The 19,555-nt window shown below is 56.2% G+C and carries 17 protein-coding genes; 10 read left to right on the top strand and 7 right to left on the bottom strand.

Annotated elements, in window-relative coordinates; all coding sequences use genetic code 11:
• Positions 1–12 precede the first annotated feature (12 nt).
• Together KGP22_RS16240 and bcp are read left to right on the top strand one after the other, a co-directional pair.
• Complete coding sequence (locus KGP22_RS16240; protein WP_023308758.1) at positions 13–582, top strand: glycine cleavage system transcriptional repressor; 570 nt, start codon at positions 13–15, stop codon at positions 580–582.
• Entirely contained in the window at positions 582–1,052 is a 471-nt protein-coding gene (gene bcp / locus KGP22_RS16245) for a thioredoxin-dependent thiol peroxidase (RefSeq protein WP_014171119.1), read from the top strand. Before KGP22_RS16240 ends, bcp begins: the two co-directional genes overlap by 1 nt.
• 95 nt (positions 1,053–1,147) lie before the next feature.
• Here the strand turns inward: bcp and KGP22_RS16250 are convergent, their stop codons facing one another.
• Entirely contained in the window at positions 1,148–2,212 is a 1,065-nt protein-coding gene (locus tag KGP22_RS16250) for an AI-2E family transporter (RefSeq protein ID WP_033146172.1), read from the bottom strand.
• Positions 2,213–2,433: 221 nt separating this feature from the next.
• Between KGP22_RS16250 and bepA the strand changes: the two genes are divergently transcribed.
• Positions 2,434–3,897, top strand: coding sequence for a beta-barrel assembly-enhancing protease (bepA, locus tag KGP22_RS16255; RefSeq protein WP_223580153.1), 1,464 nt, complete (start codon positions 2,434–2,436; stop codon positions 3,895–3,897).
• Positions 3,898–3,915: 18 nt separating this feature from the next.
• Complete coding sequence (arsC, locus tag KGP22_RS16260) at positions 3,916–4,272, top strand: arsenate reductase (glutaredoxin) (protein ID WP_223580155.1); 357 nt, start codon at positions 3,916–3,918, stop codon at positions 4,270–4,272.
• Positions 4,273–4,337: 65 nt separating this feature from the next.
• On the opposite strand, the gene KGP22_RS16265 is transcribed toward arsC, so the two are convergent.
• The 4 genes from KGP22_RS16265 to KGP22_RS16280 all read right to left on the bottom strand — a co-directional run bounded on the left by KGP22_RS16265 (position 4,338) and on the right by KGP22_RS16280 (position 8,796).
• Positions 4,338–5,039 (bottom strand): DnaA inactivator Hda, encoded by a 702-nt coding sequence (locus KGP22_RS16265; protein ID WP_211438414.1) that lies wholly within the window; start codon positions 5,037–5,039, stop codon positions 4,338–4,340.
• A 96-nt stretch (positions 5,040–5,135) separates the two neighbouring features.
• The gene (gene uraA, locus KGP22_RS16270; protein ID WP_111965179.1) at positions 5,136–6,425 is read right to left on the bottom strand and encodes a uracil permease; all 1,290 of its coding nucleotides are present in this window, start codon (positions 6,423–6,425) and stop codon (positions 5,136–5,138) included.
• Between the two features lie 86 nt (positions 6,426–6,511).
• Positions 6,512–7,138 (bottom strand): uracil phosphoribosyltransferase, encoded by a 627-nt coding sequence (gene upp / locus KGP22_RS16275; RefSeq protein ID WP_111965178.1) that lies wholly within the window; start codon positions 7,136–7,138, stop codon positions 6,512–6,514.
• A gap of 227 nt (positions 7,139–7,365) precedes the next feature.
• Complete coding sequence (locus KGP22_RS16280) at positions 7,366–8,796, bottom strand: 6-phospho-beta-glucosidase (RefSeq protein WP_136195547.1); 1,431 nt, start codon at positions 8,794–8,796, stop codon at positions 7,366–7,368.
• A gap of 266 nt (positions 8,797–9,062) precedes the next feature.
• Between KGP22_RS16280 and purM the strand changes: the two genes are divergently transcribed.
• The 4 genes from purM (at position 9,063) to ppx (ending at position 14,548) form a co-directional block, all read left to right on the top strand.
• Positions 9,063–10,100, top strand: a complete 1,038-nt coding sequence (gene purM, locus KGP22_RS16285; RefSeq protein WP_008501643.1) for a phosphoribosylformylglycinamidine cyclo-ligase — start codon at positions 9,063–9,065, stop codon at positions 10,098–10,100.
• Positions 10,097–10,738, top strand: a complete 642-nt coding sequence (gene purN / locus KGP22_RS16290) for a phosphoribosylglycinamide formyltransferase (RefSeq protein ID WP_223580157.1) — start codon at positions 10,097–10,099, stop codon at positions 10,736–10,738. The genes purM and purN overlap by 4 nt, the downstream gene beginning before the upstream one ends.
• A gap of 207 nt (positions 10,739–10,945) precedes the next feature.
• The gene (gene ppk1 / locus KGP22_RS16295; protein WP_111965176.1) at positions 10,946–13,006 is read left to right on the top strand and encodes a polyphosphate kinase 1; all 2,061 of its coding nucleotides are present in this window, start codon (positions 10,946–10,948) and stop codon (positions 13,004–13,006) included.
• Between the two features lie 3 nt (positions 13,007–13,009).
• Positions 13,010–14,548 (top strand): exopolyphosphatase, encoded by a 1,539-nt coding sequence (gene ppx / locus KGP22_RS16300; protein ID WP_045399702.1) that lies wholly within the window; start codon positions 13,010–13,012, stop codon positions 14,546–14,548.
• 4 nt (positions 14,549–14,552) lie between these two features.
• Here the strand turns inward: ppx and KGP22_RS16305 are convergent, their stop codons facing one another.
• On the bottom strand, positions 14,553–16,793 hold the full coding sequence (locus tag KGP22_RS16305) for an EAL domain-containing protein (RefSeq protein WP_223580158.1): 2,241 nt from the start codon (positions 16,791–16,793) through the stop codon (positions 14,553–14,555).
• Between the two features lie 353 nt (positions 16,794–17,146).
• Between KGP22_RS16305 and KGP22_RS16310 the strand changes: the two genes are divergently transcribed.
• Positions 17,147–17,335, top strand: a complete 189-nt coding sequence (locus tag KGP22_RS16310; protein ID WP_223580159.1) for a YfgG family protein — start codon at positions 17,147–17,149, stop codon at positions 17,333–17,335.
• On the opposite strand, the gene KGP22_RS16315 is transcribed toward KGP22_RS16310, so the two are convergent.
• Positions 17,332–18,222 (bottom strand): LysR family transcriptional regulator, encoded by an 891-nt coding sequence (locus KGP22_RS16315; RefSeq protein WP_223580160.1) that lies wholly within the window; start codon positions 18,220–18,222, stop codon positions 17,332–17,334. The genes KGP22_RS16310 and KGP22_RS16315 overlap by 4 nt on opposite strands.
• 97 nt (positions 18,223–18,319) lie before the next feature.
• Between KGP22_RS16315 and KGP22_RS16320 the strand changes: the two genes are divergently transcribed.
• Positions 18,320–19,549 carry an MFS transporter gene (locus KGP22_RS16320; protein WP_223580161.1) on the top strand — a complete coding sequence of 410 codons (1,230 nt, stop codon included), beginning with the start codon at positions 18,320–18,322 and terminating at the stop codon, positions 19,547–19,549.
• Positions 19,550–19,555: the final 6 nt, after the last annotated feature.

Raw genomic sequence — 19,555 nt, forward strand, 5'->3', positions numbered from 1 at the left:
GGAAGAACAGGTTTGACAACCTCATCACAACATTACCTGGTTATCACTGCGCTGGGTGCCGACAGGCCGGGTATCGTGAACACCATCACCCGCCACGTAAGCAGCTGCGGCTGTAATATCGAAGACAGCCGTCTGGCGATGCTCGGTGAAGAGTTCACATTTATTATGTTACTTTCCGGGACATGGAACGCCATCACGTTGATTGAATCGACCCTGCCGCTGAAAGGGGCCGAACTGGATTTGCTGATTGTCATGAAGCGCACCACTGCGCGTCCGCGTCCGGCACTGCCTTCTACCGTCTGGGTACAGGTTGAAGTGCCTGATTCTCCGCATCTGATTGAGCGTTTCACGGCGCTTTTTGACAGTCATCAGATGAATATTGCCGAACTGGTTTCCCGTACGCAGACAAGCGATGACCATGGTCTTCCGGTGCTGTTTATTCAAATTACCGCGCACAGCCCTGCCTCACAGGATGCGTCAAATATCGAGCAAGCGTTCAAAGCCCTCTGTACAGAATTAAACGCGCAGGGCAGTATAAGCGTCGTCAATTATTCGCAGCACGAACAGGATGGAGTTGAGTAATGAACCCACTGAAAGCCGGTGACATCGCACCGAAATTTAGCTTACCGGATCAAGACGGCGAGCAAGTAAATTTGACCGACTTCCAGGGACAGCGTGTTCTGGTCTATTTCTACCCGAAAGCCATGACCCCCGGCTGCACCGTACAGGCCTGCGGCTTACGCGACAACATGGACGAGTTGAAAAAAGTCGGCGTGGAAGTGCTGGGTATCAGCACCGATAAACCAGAAAAGCTGTCACGATTTGCTGAAAAAGAGCTGCTGAACTTCACGCTGCTTTCCGATGAAGATCATCAGGTATGCGAGCAGTTCGGCGTCTGGGGCGAGAAGACGTTTATGGGTAAAACCTACGACGGCATCCACCGCATCAGCTTCCTGATTGACGCTGACGGTAAAGTTGAACACGTGTTTGACGACTTCAAAACCAGCAACCACCACGACGTGGTGTTGAACTGGCTGAAACAAAGCGCCTGATAAACAGCAAAACGGCAACCCAGGTTGCCGTTTTTCGTGTTTCCTCCCTCTCCCCGTGGGAAGGGGTCGGGGTGAGGACATCAGGCCGCTCAAAACTACTTCTCTTCCACCGCCGGTACATCCGGCCACGCGTGGACCACGGCTTTAATCAGCGTTGCCAGCGGAATGGCGAAGAACACGCCCCAGAATCCCCACAGCCCGCCGAAAATCACCACGGATAAGATAATCACCAGCGGATGCAGGTTCACCGCTTCGGAGAACAGCACCGGCACCAGCAGGTTACCGTCCAGGCCCTGAATAATCAGGTACACCGCGAAGCAGCTCCAGAACTCTGTCCCCAGCCCAAACTGGAACAGCGCGACCCCAACAACCGGAATGGTCACCACAAACGCGCCTATGTACGGGATCAGAACCGACAGTCCCACCAGCACCGCCAGCAGCAGCGAGTAGTTCAGGCCGAAAATCAGGAAGCCAATCCAGGTCGCTACCCCCACGACAATCATCTCCAGCACCTTGCCGCGAATGTAGTTGGTGATCTGCTGGTTCATCTCTTCCCAGACCTGCCCCGCCAGCCCGCGGTTGCGCGGCAGAATACGGCGCACGGCGTTGAGCATTTGATCTTTATCTTTCACCAGGAAGAAGACCATCAGCGGCACGAGCACAAGGTAAACCGCCAGCGTCAGCAGTCCGACCAGGGACGCCAGAGAGTATTTCACCACCGAATCACCCATCGTCATGATGCGGGCACGCATATTTTCGGCCATCGCGTCGATAATTCCGGCATCCATCAGGGCCGGATAACGGCGCGGCAGCGTGGCGGCAAAATCAGACAGCTTGTTCAGCATGCCGGGCATGTCGCGGATCAGGTTAATTCCCTGCTGCCAGGCGACCGGCATCACCACAAAAGCCATTAACAGCAGGATGCCGACAAACAGCACCAGCACGATGCTGGTCGCCCAGCGGCGGGAACAGCCGATATGTTCCAGACGCGCCGTGGGCCACTCCAGCAGGTATGCCAGCACAATCGCCACCAGCAGAGGGGCGAGCAGGCCGCTGAAGAAGAACAGAATACCGAACCCGGCAACCAGAATAACCAACAAAGCAATGGCTTCCGGGTCGCTGAACCGACGCCGGTACCACTGCATTAACATTTCGAGCATACAACCCTTCCCTGAATCGAATGGCGGGAGTGAGACGGTGAATTGTATCTAACTGTCACAAAAAAGACTTTCGCTTTTTGTATCCCGATCGCAATCCGCAAAACCCTGATGAATGGGATTTTCTTCATGCTACAACACGGCTACACTCGCAGGGCAGCAGAGATGAACGATATGCCGGTTCATCGGTCAAATTAGCACATCCAACATACAGGACAGTGGTTATGTTCAGGCAGTTGAGAAAAACACTGGTTGCAACACTGATTGCCGCGGTGACGGTCGGTCAGGTGTTGCCCGCTTTTGCTGACTCGTCCGATTCATTGCCGGACATGGGCACCACAGCAGGAAGCACGCTCTCTATTGGGCAAGAGATGCAAATGGGGGATTACTATGTTCGCCAGCTACGCGGCAGCGCCCCGCTGATCAACGACCCTTTGTTGGTGCAGTACATAAACGGGCTGGGGATGCGTCTGGTAGCGCACGCCGACTCGGTAAAGACCCCCTTCCATTTCTATTTAATCAATAATGACGAAATCAACGCCTTCGCCTTCTTTGGCGGTAACGTGGTGCTGCATTCAGCGTTATTCCGTTATTCAGACAACGAAAGCCAGCTGGCCTCGGTAATGGCGCACGAAATTTCGCACGTCACACAGCGTCACCTGGCGCGTGCGATGGAAGACCAGAAACGTAACGCTCCCCTCACCTGGGTGGGTGCACTGGGATCGATTCTGCTGGCGATGGCCAGCCCGCAGGCCGGGATGGCAGCGCTGACCGGTACGCTGGCGGGAACGCGTCAGGGGATGATCAGCTTTACCCAACAAAACGAGCAGGAAGCGGACCGCATCGGGATTCAGGTGCTGCAGCGCTCGGGCTTTGACCCGCAGGCCATGCCGAGCTTCCTGGAAAAACTGCTCGATCAGGCGCGTTACTCTTCCCGTCCGCCGGAAATCCTGCTGACGCACCCGCTGCCTGAAAGCCGACTATCGGACGCGCGTAACCGTGCAAACCAGATGCGTCCGGTGGTGGTCCAGTCTTCGCAGGATTTCTACATGGCGAAAGTGAGAACGCTTGGAATGTACAATTCCGGGCGTAACCAGCTCACCAGTGACCTGCTGGATACACTGGCGAAAGGCAACGTGCGTGAGAAAAACGCCGCGCAGTATGGTCAGGCGCTTCAGGCGATGGAAGCCAGCAAATACGACGAGGCGCGTAAAGCGCTGCAACCGCTTCTGGCTGCCGACCCGAACAACCCGTGGTATCTCGATCTTTCGACGGATATCGATCTGGGGCAGAAGAAAACCGCCGATGCGATTAACCGTCTCAAAGGGGCGAAAGACGCCCGTACCAACCCGGTGCTGCAGCTTAACCTGGCGAATGCTTACCTGCAGGGCGGCCAGCCGGGTGAAGCGGCGACCATCCTGAACCGTTACACCTTTAATAATAAAGACGATCAAAACGGCTGGGATCTGCTCGCTCAGGCGGAAGCCCAGCTCGGCAACCGCGATCAGGAGCTTGCGGCGCGTGCCGAAGGCTTTGCCCTGGTGGGACGCCTCGATCAGGCGATTTCCGCGCTCAGCAGCGCCAGCTCGCAGGTCAAGCTTGGTAGCCTACAGCAGGCCCGTTACGACGCGCGTATCGATCAGCTGCGCGGCCTGCAGCAGCGCTTTAAGCCGTACGAGAAGATGTAATAAAGGAGAATTCACGTCATGACAGACGCCGTAAAAATCTATCACAACCCTCGCTGCTCCAAGAGCCGCGATACCCTGAGCCTGCTTAAGTCTAACGGCGTTGAGCCGGAAGTGGTGCTTTACCTTGATACACCACCTGACGCGCAAACCCTCCGCCAACTGCTGCGCATGCTGGGAATGGGCAGCGCTAGAGAGCTGATGCGTCAGAAAGAAGATCTGTATAAGTCGCTCAACCTGGATAACAGCCGTCTCACCGAGGCTGAGCTGATCCAGGCGATGGTTGAAAATCCAAAGCTGATTGAGCGCCCGATTGTGGTGGCGAACGGCCAGGCGCGCATTGGACGTCCGCCGGAAGACGTGCTCGAGATCCTGTGATGGTTTAGCCCGGTGGCGCTACGCTTACCGGGCCTACAAACCCCGCCCGCCTCCCGGCAAAAAACTCAAAGCTTGAGAATATCTTTCACAAACGGAATGGTCAGCTTGCGCTGGGCGGTAATGGAGGCGCGATCGAGCTGATCGAGCGTGTCAAACAGCGTGCGCATTTCGCGATCCAGACGCTTGAGCAGGAAACGTCCCACGTCCTCCGGCAGCTCAAATCCGCGCTGTTTTGCGCGCAGCTGTAGCGCCTGAAGCTTATCTTCATCCGACAGCGGCTGGAGCTTGTAGATTTGCCCCCAGTCCAGACGAGACGCCAGATCCGGCAGCCCCAAATTCAGCTGTCGCGGTGGACGATCGCCGGTGATCAGCAGCCGGGTTTTGCCCGACTCCAGGATGCGGTTGTAGAGGTTGAAGATCGCCATTTCCCACGGCTCGTCCCCCGCCACGCACTCGATATTATCAATGCAGACCAGCGAGAGATGTTCCATTCCCTCCAGCACCTCAGGCACGAACCACGTACGTTTATCCAGCGGCACGTAGCCTACTGCATCACCGCGCGCTGAAAGCTCCGCGCAGGCGGCATGCAGCAGATGGCTGCGCCCCGCGCCTTCGCGTGACCAGATATAGATGTATCCGCTGTGATCCTGGCGCAGCACGTTTTGCAGTGCAGCCAGTAAAGAGGGGTTATCACCCGGCCAGAAACTCGCGAAAGTTTCGTCGTCAGGGAGATAAAGTGGCAGAGAGAGCTGTGCCGGTCCGTTCAGAAATACCTCAACCAGAGATCCTACGTAAAATCGGAAAGGAGTTTAACACGGAACCTGCAAGGAGAGAACCGGGCGATCCCTCGCCCGACTTTTCGATCAATGTGACGCTTTTTCGCTTTCGTCAACGTCCAGTACCACCTCTTCAGGGCGGATCACCGAGATCAGCTTGAAGATCAGGCTCAGGCCAACGCCGACGATGGTCGCGAGCGCCATGCCCTTCAGCTCGGCCGCACCGATGTGCACCTTCGCGCCGCTCACGCCGATAATCAGGATTACTGAGGTCAGGATCAGGTTCTGCGCCTTGCTGTAATCCACTTTGGATTCAATCAGCACGCGAATACCGGATGCCCCAATTACCCCGTACAGCAGCAGAGACACGCCGCCCATCACCGGCACCGGGATAATCTGAATCGCTGCCGCCAGCTTGCCGACGCAGGAGAGCAGAATGGCGATGATCGCCGCGCCGCCGATAACCCAGGTACTGTAGACGCGGGTAATCGCCATCACGCCGATGTTCTCACCGTAGGTGGTGTTTGGCGTTGAGCCAAAGAAACCGGAGATAATGGTGGAGAAACCGTTCGCAAACATGGAACGGTGCAGACCCGGGTCGCGGATTAAATCGCGCTTAACGATGTTCGCCGTCACCACCAGGTGGCCGACGTGCTCCGCAATCACCACCAGCGCCGCAGGCAGAATGGTGAAAATCGCAAACCATTCGAAGCGAGGGGTGTAGAAGGTTGGCAGCGCGAACCAGTGCGCCTCGGCAATCGGAGTGGTGTCCACCACGCCCATCGCGAAGGAGAGCGCGTAGCCCGCCAGCACGCCGATCAGGATCGGGATGATCGCCATAAATCCGCGGAACAGGACGGAGCCAAACACCGTTACGCCCAGCGTAACCAGCGAGATGATAATGGTTTTGGAATCCGGTGACTGGCCGTCAGCAGGCAGCAGACCGGCCATATTCGCCGCCACACCCGCCAGTTCAAGACCGATGACCGCAACGATGGCGCCCATCGCCGCAGGCGGGAACATCACGTCCAGCCAGCCGGTACCGGCTTTCTTCACAATGAAGGACACCACGCAGAACAGGACGCCACACATGATAAAGCCGCCCAGCGCGACTTCATAACCCAGCGGCAGCAGCAGCAAAACCGGCGAGATAAACGCGAAGCTTGACCCCAGATACGCCGGGATTTTGCCTTTACAGATAAAGAGGTACAACAACGTACCGATGCCGTTGAACAACAGCACGGTTGCCGGGTTAATGTGGAACAGGATTGGCACCAGCACGGTTGCGCCAAACATGGCGAACAGGTGCTGCAAACTAAGCGGGATAGTCTGTAAAAGCGGCGGTCTTTCACTCACCCCGATAGCACGGCGCGTCATAGTGTTTTCCTCTGAGTAGTATTGTTGTTGGTGTTTTATTCAAAAAAAAGCCGACTATCAAAGTCGGCTTATTTATCGTTATTCGATTATTTCGTACCAAAGATCTTATCGCCGGCATCGCCGAGCCCCGGGATGATGTACCCGTGCTCGTTCAGGCCCTGGTCGATAGAGGCGGTATACAGCTCAACGTCCGGGTGCGCTTTTTCCAGCGCCGCGATCCCTTCCGGAGCCGCAACCAGCACCAGCACCTTAATGCTGCTACAGCCCGCGTTTTTCAGCAGGTCGATGGTGGCGATCATCGAACCACCGGTCGCCAGCATCGGGTCAACCACCAGCGCCATACGCTCGTCGATGTTAGAGACCAGCTTCTGGAAGTAAGGAACCGGCTCAAGGGTTTCTTCGTTACGGTAGATACCCACCACGCTGATACGCGCGCTTGGCACGTGCTCCAGCACGCCTTCCATCATGCCGAGACCGGCACGCAGAATTGGCACCACGGTAATTTTCTTACCTTTGATCTGCTCAACCTGCACCGGGCCGTTCCAGCCTTCGATGGTGACTTTTTCTGTTTCCAGATCGGAGGTCGCTTCGTATGTCAGCAGGCTGCCGACTTCAGATGCCAGTTCGCGAAAACGCTTCGTGCTGATGTCATGCTCACGCATCAGGCCCAACTTGTGTTTAACGAGTGGGTGTTTCACTTCCACAATCTTCATTCTCTTTCTCCTCTGAGGCGGCGTCCGCAAAAAAATCTCGGGATTATACCGCTTTTTTCGGATTAGGCCATACCCATCTTGCTTGACGTATATCAAGCAAAGTGATTTAGAGACAAAAAAAACCGGAGGCGAGACTCCGGCTTGGGTGCGAGTTCTGCCCGGTGGCGCTGCGCTTACGCGGACCTACGTGTAGTGTAGGTCGGGTAAGCGTTAGCGCCACCCGGCAATTACAGGCTATCGCCGTTGCTCGCAATTACCTGCTTATACCAGTCGAACGATTTCTTCTTGCTGCGGTTCAGCGTGCCGTTGCCTTCATTGTCTTTGTCGACAAAGATAAAGCCGTAGCGTTTTTTCATTTCGCCCGTACCGGCAGAAACGAGGTCGATACAGCCCCACGGGGTATAGCCCATCAGATCCACGCCATCTTCCTCCACCGCTTTTTTCATCTCGCGGATGTGGGCGGACAGGTAGTCAATGCGGTACTGGTCGTTCACCGTGCCGTCGCTCTCCTGCACGTCGATCGCGCCAAAGCCGTTCTCAACGATAAACAGCGGCAGCTGATAGTGATCCCAGAACCAGTTGAGGGAGTAGCGCAGCCCCACCGGGTCAATCTGCCAGCCCCAGTCCGATTTCTGCACGTACGGGTTAGTGACCAGGCTCTTGCTCTCGTCGTAATCCAGCTGCGGGTTATCCGCCGTCGCCTTGGTGGCGAAGGACATATAGTAGCTGAAGCCGATGTAATCGACGCAGCCCTGCTTCAGCGCGGCTTTATCTTCTTCGGTAATATCCAGCGTAAAGCCGCGACGCGCAAAGTAGTTGAGCAGATGCTGCGGGTACCTGCCGCGCACGTGCACGTCGGTGAACCAGTAGCGGCGGTGCATGGCGTTCATCGCCATCATCATATCGTCCGGCGCGCAGGTGAGCGGGTAGATAGGACACATGGCAATCATGCAGCCAATCTGCAGCGACGGGTTAATCTCACGCCCCGCCTTCACCGCCAGGGCGCTGGCCACCAGCTCATAGTGCGCCGCCTGGAACATCACCGGCTCACGGTCTTCACCCGGCGCGTACTTCAGCCCGGAGTTAGTGAACGGCGCAAAGTCTTCGTGGAAGTTGGCCTGGTTGTTGATCTCGTTGAAGGTCATCCAGTACTTCACTTTATGCTGATAGCGCTGGAATACCACTTTTGCAAAACGAACAAAGAAGTCGATCAGCTTACGGTTGCGCCAGCCGCCGTATTCCGTGACCAGATGGAAAGGCATCTCGAAGTGAGACAGGGTGATAACCGGTTCGATACCGTACTTCAGGCATTCGTCGAACAGGTCGTCATAGAATTTCAGGCCAGCCTCGTTAGGCTCAAGCTCGTCGCCTTTCGGGAAGATCCGCGTCCAGGCAATAGAGGTGCGGAAGCATTTGAACCCCATCTCGGCAAAGAGTTTGATGTCTTCTTTATAGCGGTGGTAGAAATCAATGGCTTCATGGTTAGGGTAATTTTTCCCTTCCAGCACGCCGTTGGTGATTTCACGCGGCACGCCGTGCGCGCCCGCGGTCATGACATCGGCCACGCTCACGCCTTTGCCGCCCTCTTTCCAGCCGCCTTCCAGCTGGTGCGCCGCAACGGCCCCACCCCACAGAAAATCTGCTTTAAATCCTGACATTCGCTTTCCCTCATTCTGCGTTATTTTCTGCAAAAACAATTACAGAAACCGGTTTCAGTTCGATGATGTGCAAAGGGAATTACCGTTGCAAGCAGTTCTCAGAAACCGGTTTCATTTTCGTGAACAGAGTCAAGTTTGGCTGCATTCACGGGGTGCACAGAAAAAAAGATCTCCACGTCCAGAATAGGCTCGCAAACGTTTGCCTGGACTGTTAGAATTGCGCCGATTTTTCTTACTAGCTATGCAATCGCGTGGGGATTTAAGCCGTGACCAACAAAACTTCTCTCAGCTACAAAGATGCCGGTGTTGATATTGACGCAGGTAATGCGCTGGTTGACCGAATCAAAGGTGTGGTGAAAAAAACCCGCCGCCCGGAAGTGATGGGTGGTCTGGGTGGATTCGGCGCACTGTGCGCGCTGCCGCAAAAATATCGTGAACCTGTTCTGGTCTCGGGTACTGACGGTGTAGGCACCAAGCTGCGCCTGGCGATGGATTTAAAACGTCACGACACGATCGGTATCGATCTGGTCGCGATGTGCGTGAATGACCTGGTGGTTCAGGGCGCAGAGCCGCTGTTCTTCCTCGATTACTACGCGACTGGCAAACTGGACGTGGATACCGCGGCAAGCGTGATCAACGGTATCGCCGAAGGCTGTCTGCAGTCTGGCTGCGCGCTGGTCGGCGGTGAAACCGCAGAAATGCCGGGCATGTATCACGGCGAAGATTATGACGTCGCGGGCTTCTGCGTCGGCGTAGTAGAAAAATCAGAAATTATCGACGGCAGCAAAGTGGCCGATGGCGATGTGCTGATCGCGCTGGCCTCCAGCGGCCCGCACTCCAACGGCTACTCCCTGGTGCGTAAAATCCTCGAAGTGAGCGGCTGTGACCCGCTGACGACCGAACTCGACGGTAAACCGCTGGCCGACCATCTGCTGGCGCCGACCCGCATCTACGTGAAGAACGTGCTTGAGCTTATCGAGAACGTCGACGTTCACGCCATTGCCCACCTGACCGGCGGCGGCTTCTGGGAAAATATCCCGCGCGTTCTGCCGGACAACACCCAGGCGGTGATCGACGAATCCTCATGGCAGTGGCCAGCCGTGTTTAACTGGCTGCAGACCGCGGGCAACGTGAGCTCTCACGAAATGTACCGCACCTTTAACTGCGGCGTGGGCATGGTTATCGCCCTGCCGGCAAGCGAAGCGGATAAAGCAGTGAAGCTGCTGACGGAGAAAGGTGAAAACGCGTGGAAAATCGGTACGATTAAAGCCTCCGATTCCGAACAGCGTGTGGTCATTGAATGAAAAACATCGTGGTGCTCATTTCCGGCAACGGAAGCAATTTGCAGGCCATCATAGACGCCTGCAAGCAGAAGAAAATCAACGGCACCATTCGGGCAGTATTCAGCAACAAGGCCGACGCGTTCGGCCTTGAGCGCGCGCGGGAAGCGAACATTCCCGCGCACGCGCTGGAAGCCAGCCAGTTCGCCGGGCGTGAAGCCTTTGACCGCGAGCTGGTGCATGAGATTGATGCCTACGCGCCGGACGTAGTCGTGCTGGCGGGCTATATGCGCATTCTGAGCCCGGCTTTTGTAGAACACTTCACCGGACGTCTGCTGAATATTCACCCTTCTCTTCTGCCGAAATATCCCGGCCTGCATACCCATCGTCAGGTTCTGGAAAATGGCGATGAGGAGCATGGCACCTCCGTGCATTTCGTTACCGACGAGCTGGATGGCGGTCCGGTTATCCTGCAGGCGAAAGTCCCGGTCTTTGACGGCGATAGCGAAGAAGACGTGACCGAACGCGTGCAGACCCAGGAACACGCCATTTACCCGCTGGTGGTAAGCTGGTTTGTCGACGGACGTCTCGAGATGCGCGACGGCGCTGCCTGGCTGGACGGCGTTAAGTTACCTCCGCAGGGTCATGCGGCGGAAGAGTAGTTTATTATGTCGGGTGGCGCTTCTGCGCTTACCCGACCTGCCTGATGCATTACCCGAATGTCCCCTCCCCAACCCTCTAAATTCCCCAACAAAAAAAATAACTGTCATACTTTTCTGGCACTGTTGGACATATCGTGGAAATGCTCGCCATAATAAGGACGAGACGGATTTACCACGTCCTGTGATTGAACTGGAGTGTGAGCTGTAATGGGTCAGGAAAAGTTATATATCGAGAAAGAGCTAAGCTGGTTAGCATTCAACGAACGTGTACTCCAGGAAGCGGCAGACAAAAGTAACCCGCTGATCGAGCGCATGCGTTTTTTGGGTATTTATTCGAACAACCTGGATGAGTTCTACAAGGTTCGCTTTGCCGAGCTGAAAAGACGCATCATTATCAGCGAAGAACAGGGCTTAAACTCGCACTCGCGGCATCTGCTGGGCAAAATCCAGTCCCGCGTGCTGAAAGCCGATCAGGAATTTGACGGCCTGTATAACGAACTGCTGCTGGAGATGGCGCGCAATCAAATCTTCCTGATTAACGAACGCCAGCTTTCCGTTAACCAACAAAACTGGCTGCGCCACTACTTCAAACACTATCTGCGCCAGCACATTACCCCCATTCTGATCAACCGCGAAACCGATCTGGTGCAGTTTTTGAAAGATGACTACACCTACCTGGCGGTGGAAATTATTCGCGGTGAATCTATCCGTTACGCGCTGCTGGAGATCCCATCCGACAAGGTGCCGCGCTTTGTGAACCTGCCGCCGGAAACCCCGCGCAGACGCAAGCCAATGATCCTTCTGGATAACATCCTGCGCTACTGTCTGGACGACATCTTCAAAGGCTTCTTCGATTACGATGCGTTAAACGCCTACTCGATGAAAATGACTCGTGACGCCGAATATGACCTGGTGCACGAGATGGAAGCCAGCCTGATGGAGCTGATGTCATCCAGCCTGAAACAGCGCCTGACGGCTGAACCGGTGCGCTTCGTCTATCAGCGCGATATGCCGGACGCCATGGTGGAGATGCTGCGTGAGAAACTGACCATTTCGCGCTATGACTCCATCGTTCCGGGTGGTCGTTACCACAACTTTAAAGATTTTATTGGCTTCCCGAACGTCGGCAAAGCCAACCTGGTGAACAAGCCGCTGCCGCGCCTGCGCCATCTCTGGTTCGATAAATTCCGCAACGGATTCGACGCCATCCGCGAACGCGATGTCCTGCTCTACTATCCGTACCACACCTTCGAGCACGTGCTGGAACTGCTGCGTCAGGCCTCGTTCGACCCGAGCGTGCTGGCGATCAAAATCAACATCTACCGCGTGGCAAAAGATTCTCGCATCATCGATGCGATGATCCACGCGGCGCACAACGCCAAAAAAGTCACAGTGGTGGTTGAGCTGCAGGCGCGCTTCGACGAAGAGGCGAACATTCACTGGGCGCGTCGTCTGACGGAAGCCGGTGTGCACGTCATTTTCTCCGCGCCAGGGCTGAAAATTCACGCCAAGCTGTTCCTCATCTCTCGTAAAGAGGGCGATGAGGTGGTGCGTTATGCCCACATCGGTACCGGGAACTTTAACGAGAAAACCGCGCGAATTTATACCGACTACTCGCTCTTAACTGCCGATGCCCGCATCACTAACGAAGTGCGCCGGGTCTTTAACTTTATCGAAAACCCGTACCGTCCGGTGAGCTTCGACTATCTGCTGGTCTCGCCGCAGAACTCGCGCCGTCTGCTGTACGATATGATCGATAAAGAGATCGCCAATGCCCAGAAAGGGCTGTCGTCCGGCATCACGCTGAAGCTTAACAACCTGGTCGATAAAGGGCTGGTGGACAGGCTGTATGCGGCGTCCAGCTCCGGCGTACCGGTTAATCTTCTGATCCGCGGCATGTGCTCGCTGATCCCGGAACTGGAAGGCATCAGCGACAATATTCGCGTGATCAGCATTGTTGACCGCTACCTGGAGCACGATCGGGTCTATATTTTCGATAATGCGGGTGATAAACAGGTCTATCTCTCTTCGGCAGACTGGATGACGCGCAATATTGACTACCGAATTGAAGTCGCGGCACCGCTGCTGGATCCGCGCCTGAAGCAGCAGATCCTCGACATCATCGAGATTCTGTTCAGCGATACCGTGAAAGCACGCTATATCGACAAAGAACTCAGTAACCGCTATGTACCGCGCGGCAACCGCCGTAAAGTGCGGTCGCAACTGGCGATTTACGACTATATCAAATCACTCGAGCAACCCGATTAACCTATGCCGATAAATGATAAGACCCCACGCCCGCAGGAATTCGCCGCGGTCGATCTTGGCTCTAACAGTTTCCACATGGTCATCGCCCGTGAGGTAGATGGCGCGTTGCAGATCATCGGTCGTCTGAAGCAGCGCGTACACCTGGCGGATGGTCTTGATGAACGCAGCATGCTCAGCGAAGAGGCGATGGAGCGCGGGTTAAACTGCCTGTCGCTGTTTGCTGAACGCCTGCAGGGCTTCTCGCCCTCCAGCGTTTGCATCGTGGGCACCCACACCCTACGCCAGGCCCTGAACGCACCTGAGTTTCTCAAGCGGGCCGAAAAGGTGATCCCCTACCCGATTGAGATCATCTCCGGCAACGAGGAAGCGCGTCTGATCTTCATGGGCGTCGAGCACACCCAGCCGGAAAAAGGGCGCAAGCTGGTTATCGACATCGGCGGCGGTTCTACGGAGCTTGTGATCGGCGAAGACTTTGAGCCGCGCCTGGTGGAAAGCCGCCGTATGGGATGCGTCAGCTTCGCACAGATGTATTTCCCGGGCGGTAGCATCACCCGCGAGAACTTCCAGCGTGCGCGGATGGCGGCCGTCCAGAAGCTGGAAAACCTGGCCTGGCAGTACCGTATCCAGGGCTGGAACGTGGCGCTGGGCGCGTCAGGTACCATCAAAGCGGCGCATGAAGTGCTGCTGGCGATGGGTGAAAAAGACGGGTTTATCACGCCCGAACGCCTGACATTGCTGACCGAAGAGGTGCTGAAGCATAAAAGTTTTGACGCCTTAAGCCTGCCGGGGCTTTCCGACGAGCGTAAGGTGGTCTTCGTTCCGGGGCTGGCCATCCTCTGCGGCGTGTTTGATGCCCTCGCCATTAAAGAGCTGCGCCTTTCCGACGGCGCGCTGCGCGAAGGTGTGCTGTATGAGATGGAAGGCCGCTTCCGCCATCAGGATATTCGCAGCCGCACCGCACAAAGCCTGGCTAACCAGTACAATATCGACCGCGAGCAGGCGAAGCGCGTGCTGGACACCACGGTGCAGATGTACGAGCAGTGGGAAGAGCAGAATCCGAAGCTCGCGCACCCGCAGCTTGCCGCGCTGTTAAAATGGGCCGCAATGCTCCACGAGGTGGGGCTCAACATCAACCACAGCGGGATGCATCGCCATTCGGCCTACATTCTGCAAAATAGCGATCTGCCTGGCTTCAACCAGGAGCAGCAAACCATGATGGCGACCCTGGTGCGTTATCACCGCAAAGCCATCAAGCTCGACGACCTGCCGCGCTTCACGCTGTTCAAGAAAAAACAGTTCCTGCCGCTTATACAGCTGCTGCGTCTGGGCGTACTGCTCAATAACCAGCGCCAGGCCACCACCACGCCGCCCACGCTGAAGCTTAAAACCGACGACCATCACTGGACGCTGAGCTTCCCGCACGACTGGTTCAGCCAGAACGCGCTGGTCCTGCTGGACCTGGAAAAAGAACAGCAGTACTGGGAAGCGGTCACCGGCTGGCTGCTCAAAATCGAAGAAGAGAGCGCCGACGTCGCCGCGTAACGGTTCAGGCGTCCGCGCAGGACGCCTCAGCTTCCAGCAGCGACTCAAGCGGCGCCGGTCTGCCAATCAGATAGCCCTGCACATAATCGATGCCTAGCGCGTGAACCGCGCTACGTATCTCTTCGGTTTCGACGTACTCCGCCACCACCAGCATCTTCTTCATGCGCGCCAGATGGCAGATAGACGCCACAATCTGATAATCCAGGCTGTTGTTGACGATATTGCGGATAAAGCTGCCGTCGATCTTGAGAATATCCGCATCCACGCTTTTCAGCCGCGCATAGCTCGCATAGCCGGTGCCAAAATCATCAATCGCAATACGTACCCCCATTTTCTGCAGCTGCCGGAGGATGTGTAGCGCCTGCTCCGCATTGCAAAAGATGCTGCACTCCGTCACTTCAAAAATTAGCTGCCACGGCTCAATGGCGTATTTCGCCAGCAGGCGACTGACCTCAAGCGGAAACTGCACCCGACATACGGTTGAGGGGGCCAGATTAATGGCGAAACGCTGGCCGGGCAGCCTTTCGCGATGCGCGGCCAGGAAGCGCAGAGTATACTCCAGCACCCACAAATCCACCCGCGAGGAGAGGCCAAACTCCTGCGCGACGGGCAGGAACCGATCGGGAGAGATCAATAGCCCGCTGGCATCCGGCATCCGGAGCAGGACTTCGTGATAGCAATCGCCACGCAGGCCGCGAACGGGTTGAACCAGCAGGGTGAATTCGTCGTTATCAAGCGCCTTTTGCAGGCGGCTCATCATCGCAACTTTATCCTTCAGGTTACGCTGCAAATGGACGGCCCCACGCTGCTGAAGATTTTCCGGATGGTTAGAGGCGAGCGACAGGTCGGCAACCACGCCCAGTTCACCCAGCACCAGATACAGATGGTTAACCGGGGACCGGACATAGCAATAGCTCACTCCCACCTGCGGCTGAAGCGGCATGCCGTCCCAGACAAAGCGGAACTGTTTGATATGCTCGTCCAGGGTTTCAATCCGCTGCTGGTGCGATTCCGCGTTGAGGCGTACCGCCATGTCGCACCCGGTCAGGTGGTACACCTGCTCGCTGGGCTGGAGAGTACCGTTCACCCACTGCGCCAGCTGCTGCTTGTACTGAATCCGCAGCAACACGCCGTAATTTCGGCCCAGAATTTCCAGCTCCGGAATACGCAGCAGGCAGAGCGCCGACCACGGGTTTTTCGCCAGATCGCGCGACAGCGCCCGCAGGTTAGGCATATGGACGACCGGATCGAGCAGCGCCAGCCTGCGCGAGCGTTTGTTCACCGCGCGCTGCCGGGTTGCCAGCATCGACATAAAAACCACCACGAACGAGAAGACCAGGTAACTGGAAGAGGTGATCGCCAGCTGAATGTCATACCCCGGGTTCACCGGGATATAGCGGTAAAAATAGTGAATAGATACCAGCAGTATCGGCGTCCAGATAAGCGAAATCAGCTTATAGCCAAAACGCATCGCGCCCCAGAGCATCACCGGCATGAGCAGCGACAGGGTGTAGTTCGTGGTGAAAATGGAGCTGTTTTCATTCATCGGGAGCAGCAGCAGCGTAAGCAGCCCGCCTAGCGCAATCGCCCACATCAGAAACTCAATGACCGTCACCTTTTTATCTATCTGGGAACGGATCTGCGAGAAAAGGCTTTTGAGATAGCGCGGATGGCGAATCAGGCGGATCAGCAGATAGCTCAGCGGCACGCCCGTCAGCCCGCTGACCAGCAGCGTCTGATAGTTGATGAGCGTGCGAATATTAAGAGGGTTTAATCCCGCAAGGCTCAGCCGGCTCTCATATACGCCTAAATACACCGCAAACTGAAACAGCACCAGAAATAGCGTCGCGGGGCAGAAGACCTGCCAGAAGATGCGCTGCGCCATCAGCCGGATGTCGCCGTATGCGGTCATATTCCGTCTGGGCGCAAACACCCGGTAGCCGCCCCAGCTCAGCACTAAAGGGACGACAAAATGGAGCATACCAGCGACCGTTTCGAACATGCCGACCGAGGGGTAATAGCGGATAAACAGCGACAATACGATCCCGGGCAGCGCTTCCAGCCCAAAGAACATCATCAGCGAAAGCAAAAATGAGAGGGGTAAATAATAGAGTGCCGCAATACCGTCTCCCAGCTGCGTGAAGGTATTCGCGATGCTCAGCACGGGAAGTAAAACCACAGGCAAAATAAGCGGCAATGCCCACCAGCGGTTTTCATTTTTTTTCAGGAAAGCGAGAATGTTCATAGATGCCCGGTTAAACCCCTTTCGCTCCAGAGGGAAAATAAAGACAGGCATCCAACCTGACGTACGCGCCGCCCGGCGGCGTGCGGGGCGAACTGTGTGGAGGAAGGATTTTAAATATAAGGGCCGGGAATCCGTTGACTTAAATCAAACTACTTTACGCAAATTACTCTTTGTGGTGTTTTTTTTGAAATAATTTTCTTCATATTATCAATATGGTAAATGCATTAATTAAATTCAATAACATTAATTAATGTATACATTGACGGTTATTTACACACTGCAGAATTGACCCCTTCTTCCCGCTGTGCCTTAATATCCCTATCGCCCAAAAGGGCTTACCCAGGATAAACAGAGTGAGTCAGGTCACGCGTATGCGCAAACGACATCGATTTAACACCCGAATGACCCGCATCATACTGCTCATCAGCTTTCTGTTTTTCTTTGGCCGCTTCGTTTACTCCTCGATTGGCGCCTGGTACCACCATCAGGACAAAACCCAGTCGCAGCAATCCGGCCTGACCGTCGATACCGCTGACCGCTAAACCGCCGAAGGATGCTGCACGAGCCGAATAATGGCCGCTATCCCTTTGCTGAGGATTTTATCCTGTCGCATCACCACCGCCAGCTGCCGCTGCAGCATGGGCGTAAGCGACATCGCGCATAGTCCTTCGCGATCGTCATCCTGTTCTACCGCCATTCGAGGCACGATGCTGTAGCCCAGCCCCGCGCGAACCATGCGTTTGATCGCCTCGATGCTGCCAAGCTGCATCACCGGTGCGATCGCTAATCCATTAGCCGCAAACCAGCCATCGATCAGCGTCCGGGTTCCGCTACCTGATTCAAAGGCAATCAGCGGCTGAGCGTGCAGCGCATCCGGGGTAAAGTCCCTGAAAACATCCTTCAGCTCCCGCGAGGCGATAAAAACAAACTCTTCGTCCATCACCGGCATGACGTCCAACGCCTTGCCACTCACCGGCAGCGTGACCAGCCCCATATCGAGACGGTTCTCTTCGATGGCCCTGACGATATCGCGGGTGTTGCCCGTCGTCACCCCCACGTTCAGGAGCGGATAGTCGCGTCGTAGCTGCTCCAGCAGAGGCGGCAGAAAATGGATGCAGGCCGTTGCCCCCGTGCCAAGCGTAATGGTGCCGCTCACATCGTGGCTGAATGCGCTCACGGACCGAATAGCGTCATCCACCACCTGCTGAATACGCTCCCCATGCGCCAGCAATGCCTCTCCGGCAGCCGTCGCCTTTATCCCTCGCCCGGTACGCTCTACCAGCCGCGTTTGCAGAAACTGCTCCAGCTGGCGTATTTGCAGGCTGACGGCGGGCTGGGAGATACCCAGCACATCCGCTGCCGCTGAAAAGCTGCCGCGCTGGATCACCAGACGGAAGGTGGCGAGATAGCCCAGATTAAGCGTCGTCATTCAAAGTTTCTCTTATACCGCGCATAAGGTTGCAGCCCTGCCAGCACAATACCGCGCCCGTTATGCTCAGGACAACTGCATAGCGGAATGAAAAATAATGGAAACACCTGCCCTGCCACGCCACCTCGCCCTCACTGCCGGATGTAATCAACTCATCAACTGGGGGATCTCGTTTTATATGCCGGGCACCTTTGCGCTGGCCATTTCAGCTGACCGTGGATGGTCTTCACCGCAGATTTACCTCGGCCTGACGCTGGCGATGCTGGTGATGGCGGTGGTATCCCCTTTTGTCGCCCGCCTGCTGGCACGCTTTGGCGGTCAGACGGTGGTGATGAGCGGAACGTTGCTGATCGCCGCAAGCTGCGCAGGGATGGCGTATACCCAGACGCTTTTTGGGTGGTACTGTGCCTGGCTGGTCGCCGGCACAGGCATGCGCCTGTCGCTTTACGATGCGCTGTTCGCCGCGCTGGTGAACCTCTACGGGCAGCAGGCGCGCAGAACAATCTCACGCGTCACGCTGGCGGGTGGACTGGCCTCCGCCGTCTTCTGGCCGCTGGGCGATGCTCTGCTTCAGGTTATGCGCTGGCAGGACGCGCTGCGCGTCTATGCTCTGTTCGGCCTGCTGAGCGCGGCGCTGATAAGAACGCTTCCCCGTCAGCGGCTAACGGTGACGACAAAGGTCACCGTGCCGCCTTTGAACAACGAGCGGCGTCACGGCTGGCTTTATGCCATCTTCATTGCCCTCATTACTTTTGTTTCGAACGGCACGTCCACCCATCTGCCGGAGTTTATTGCCCACTTCGGCCTGCCTGTCGCCATCGGCATGCTGTGGGGGATCGGCCAGACGGGTGCTCGCTCGCTGGAAGTGCTGGCGGGCGCCCGCTTAACCCCCTTCAAACTCACGCTTTTTACCGCGCTCGCCATGCCGCTCTGCTTTCTGGTTGGGCTAAGCAGTTCCCAGTTTGTCTGGTGCGCGGCCGGATTTGTGTTGGGTTACGGTGCCATCAACGGGCTGGTCACCATCGTGAAAGCCACGCTGCCGCTGGAACTGTTTAACACCGAAAGCTATGCCCGCCGTACGGGCATGCTGCTTATCCCGGGCCAACTTATGGCCGCAGCCTCACCGTTTGCCTATGCGTGGCTGAACAAAACGCTGGGGATCGCTGGCGCAATGGGGGTGTCGACGGGGCTGACGCTGGTGATTGCCGGGCTGGCGATAGCGATCGTGCGCTGTCCCGGGAAGCAAACTGTATCGCACTGTATCCAGAGCGCCACGCTGACAAACGGGTACAAAACGCCGCCTCCGGCAAATATCTCCGATACATAAAAATGG

The organism is Enterobacter sp. JBIWA005, assembly GCF_019968805.1.
GTDB classification, from domain to species: Bacteria; Pseudomonadota; Gammaproteobacteria; order Enterobacterales; family Enterobacteriaceae; genus Enterobacter; species Enterobacter vonholyi.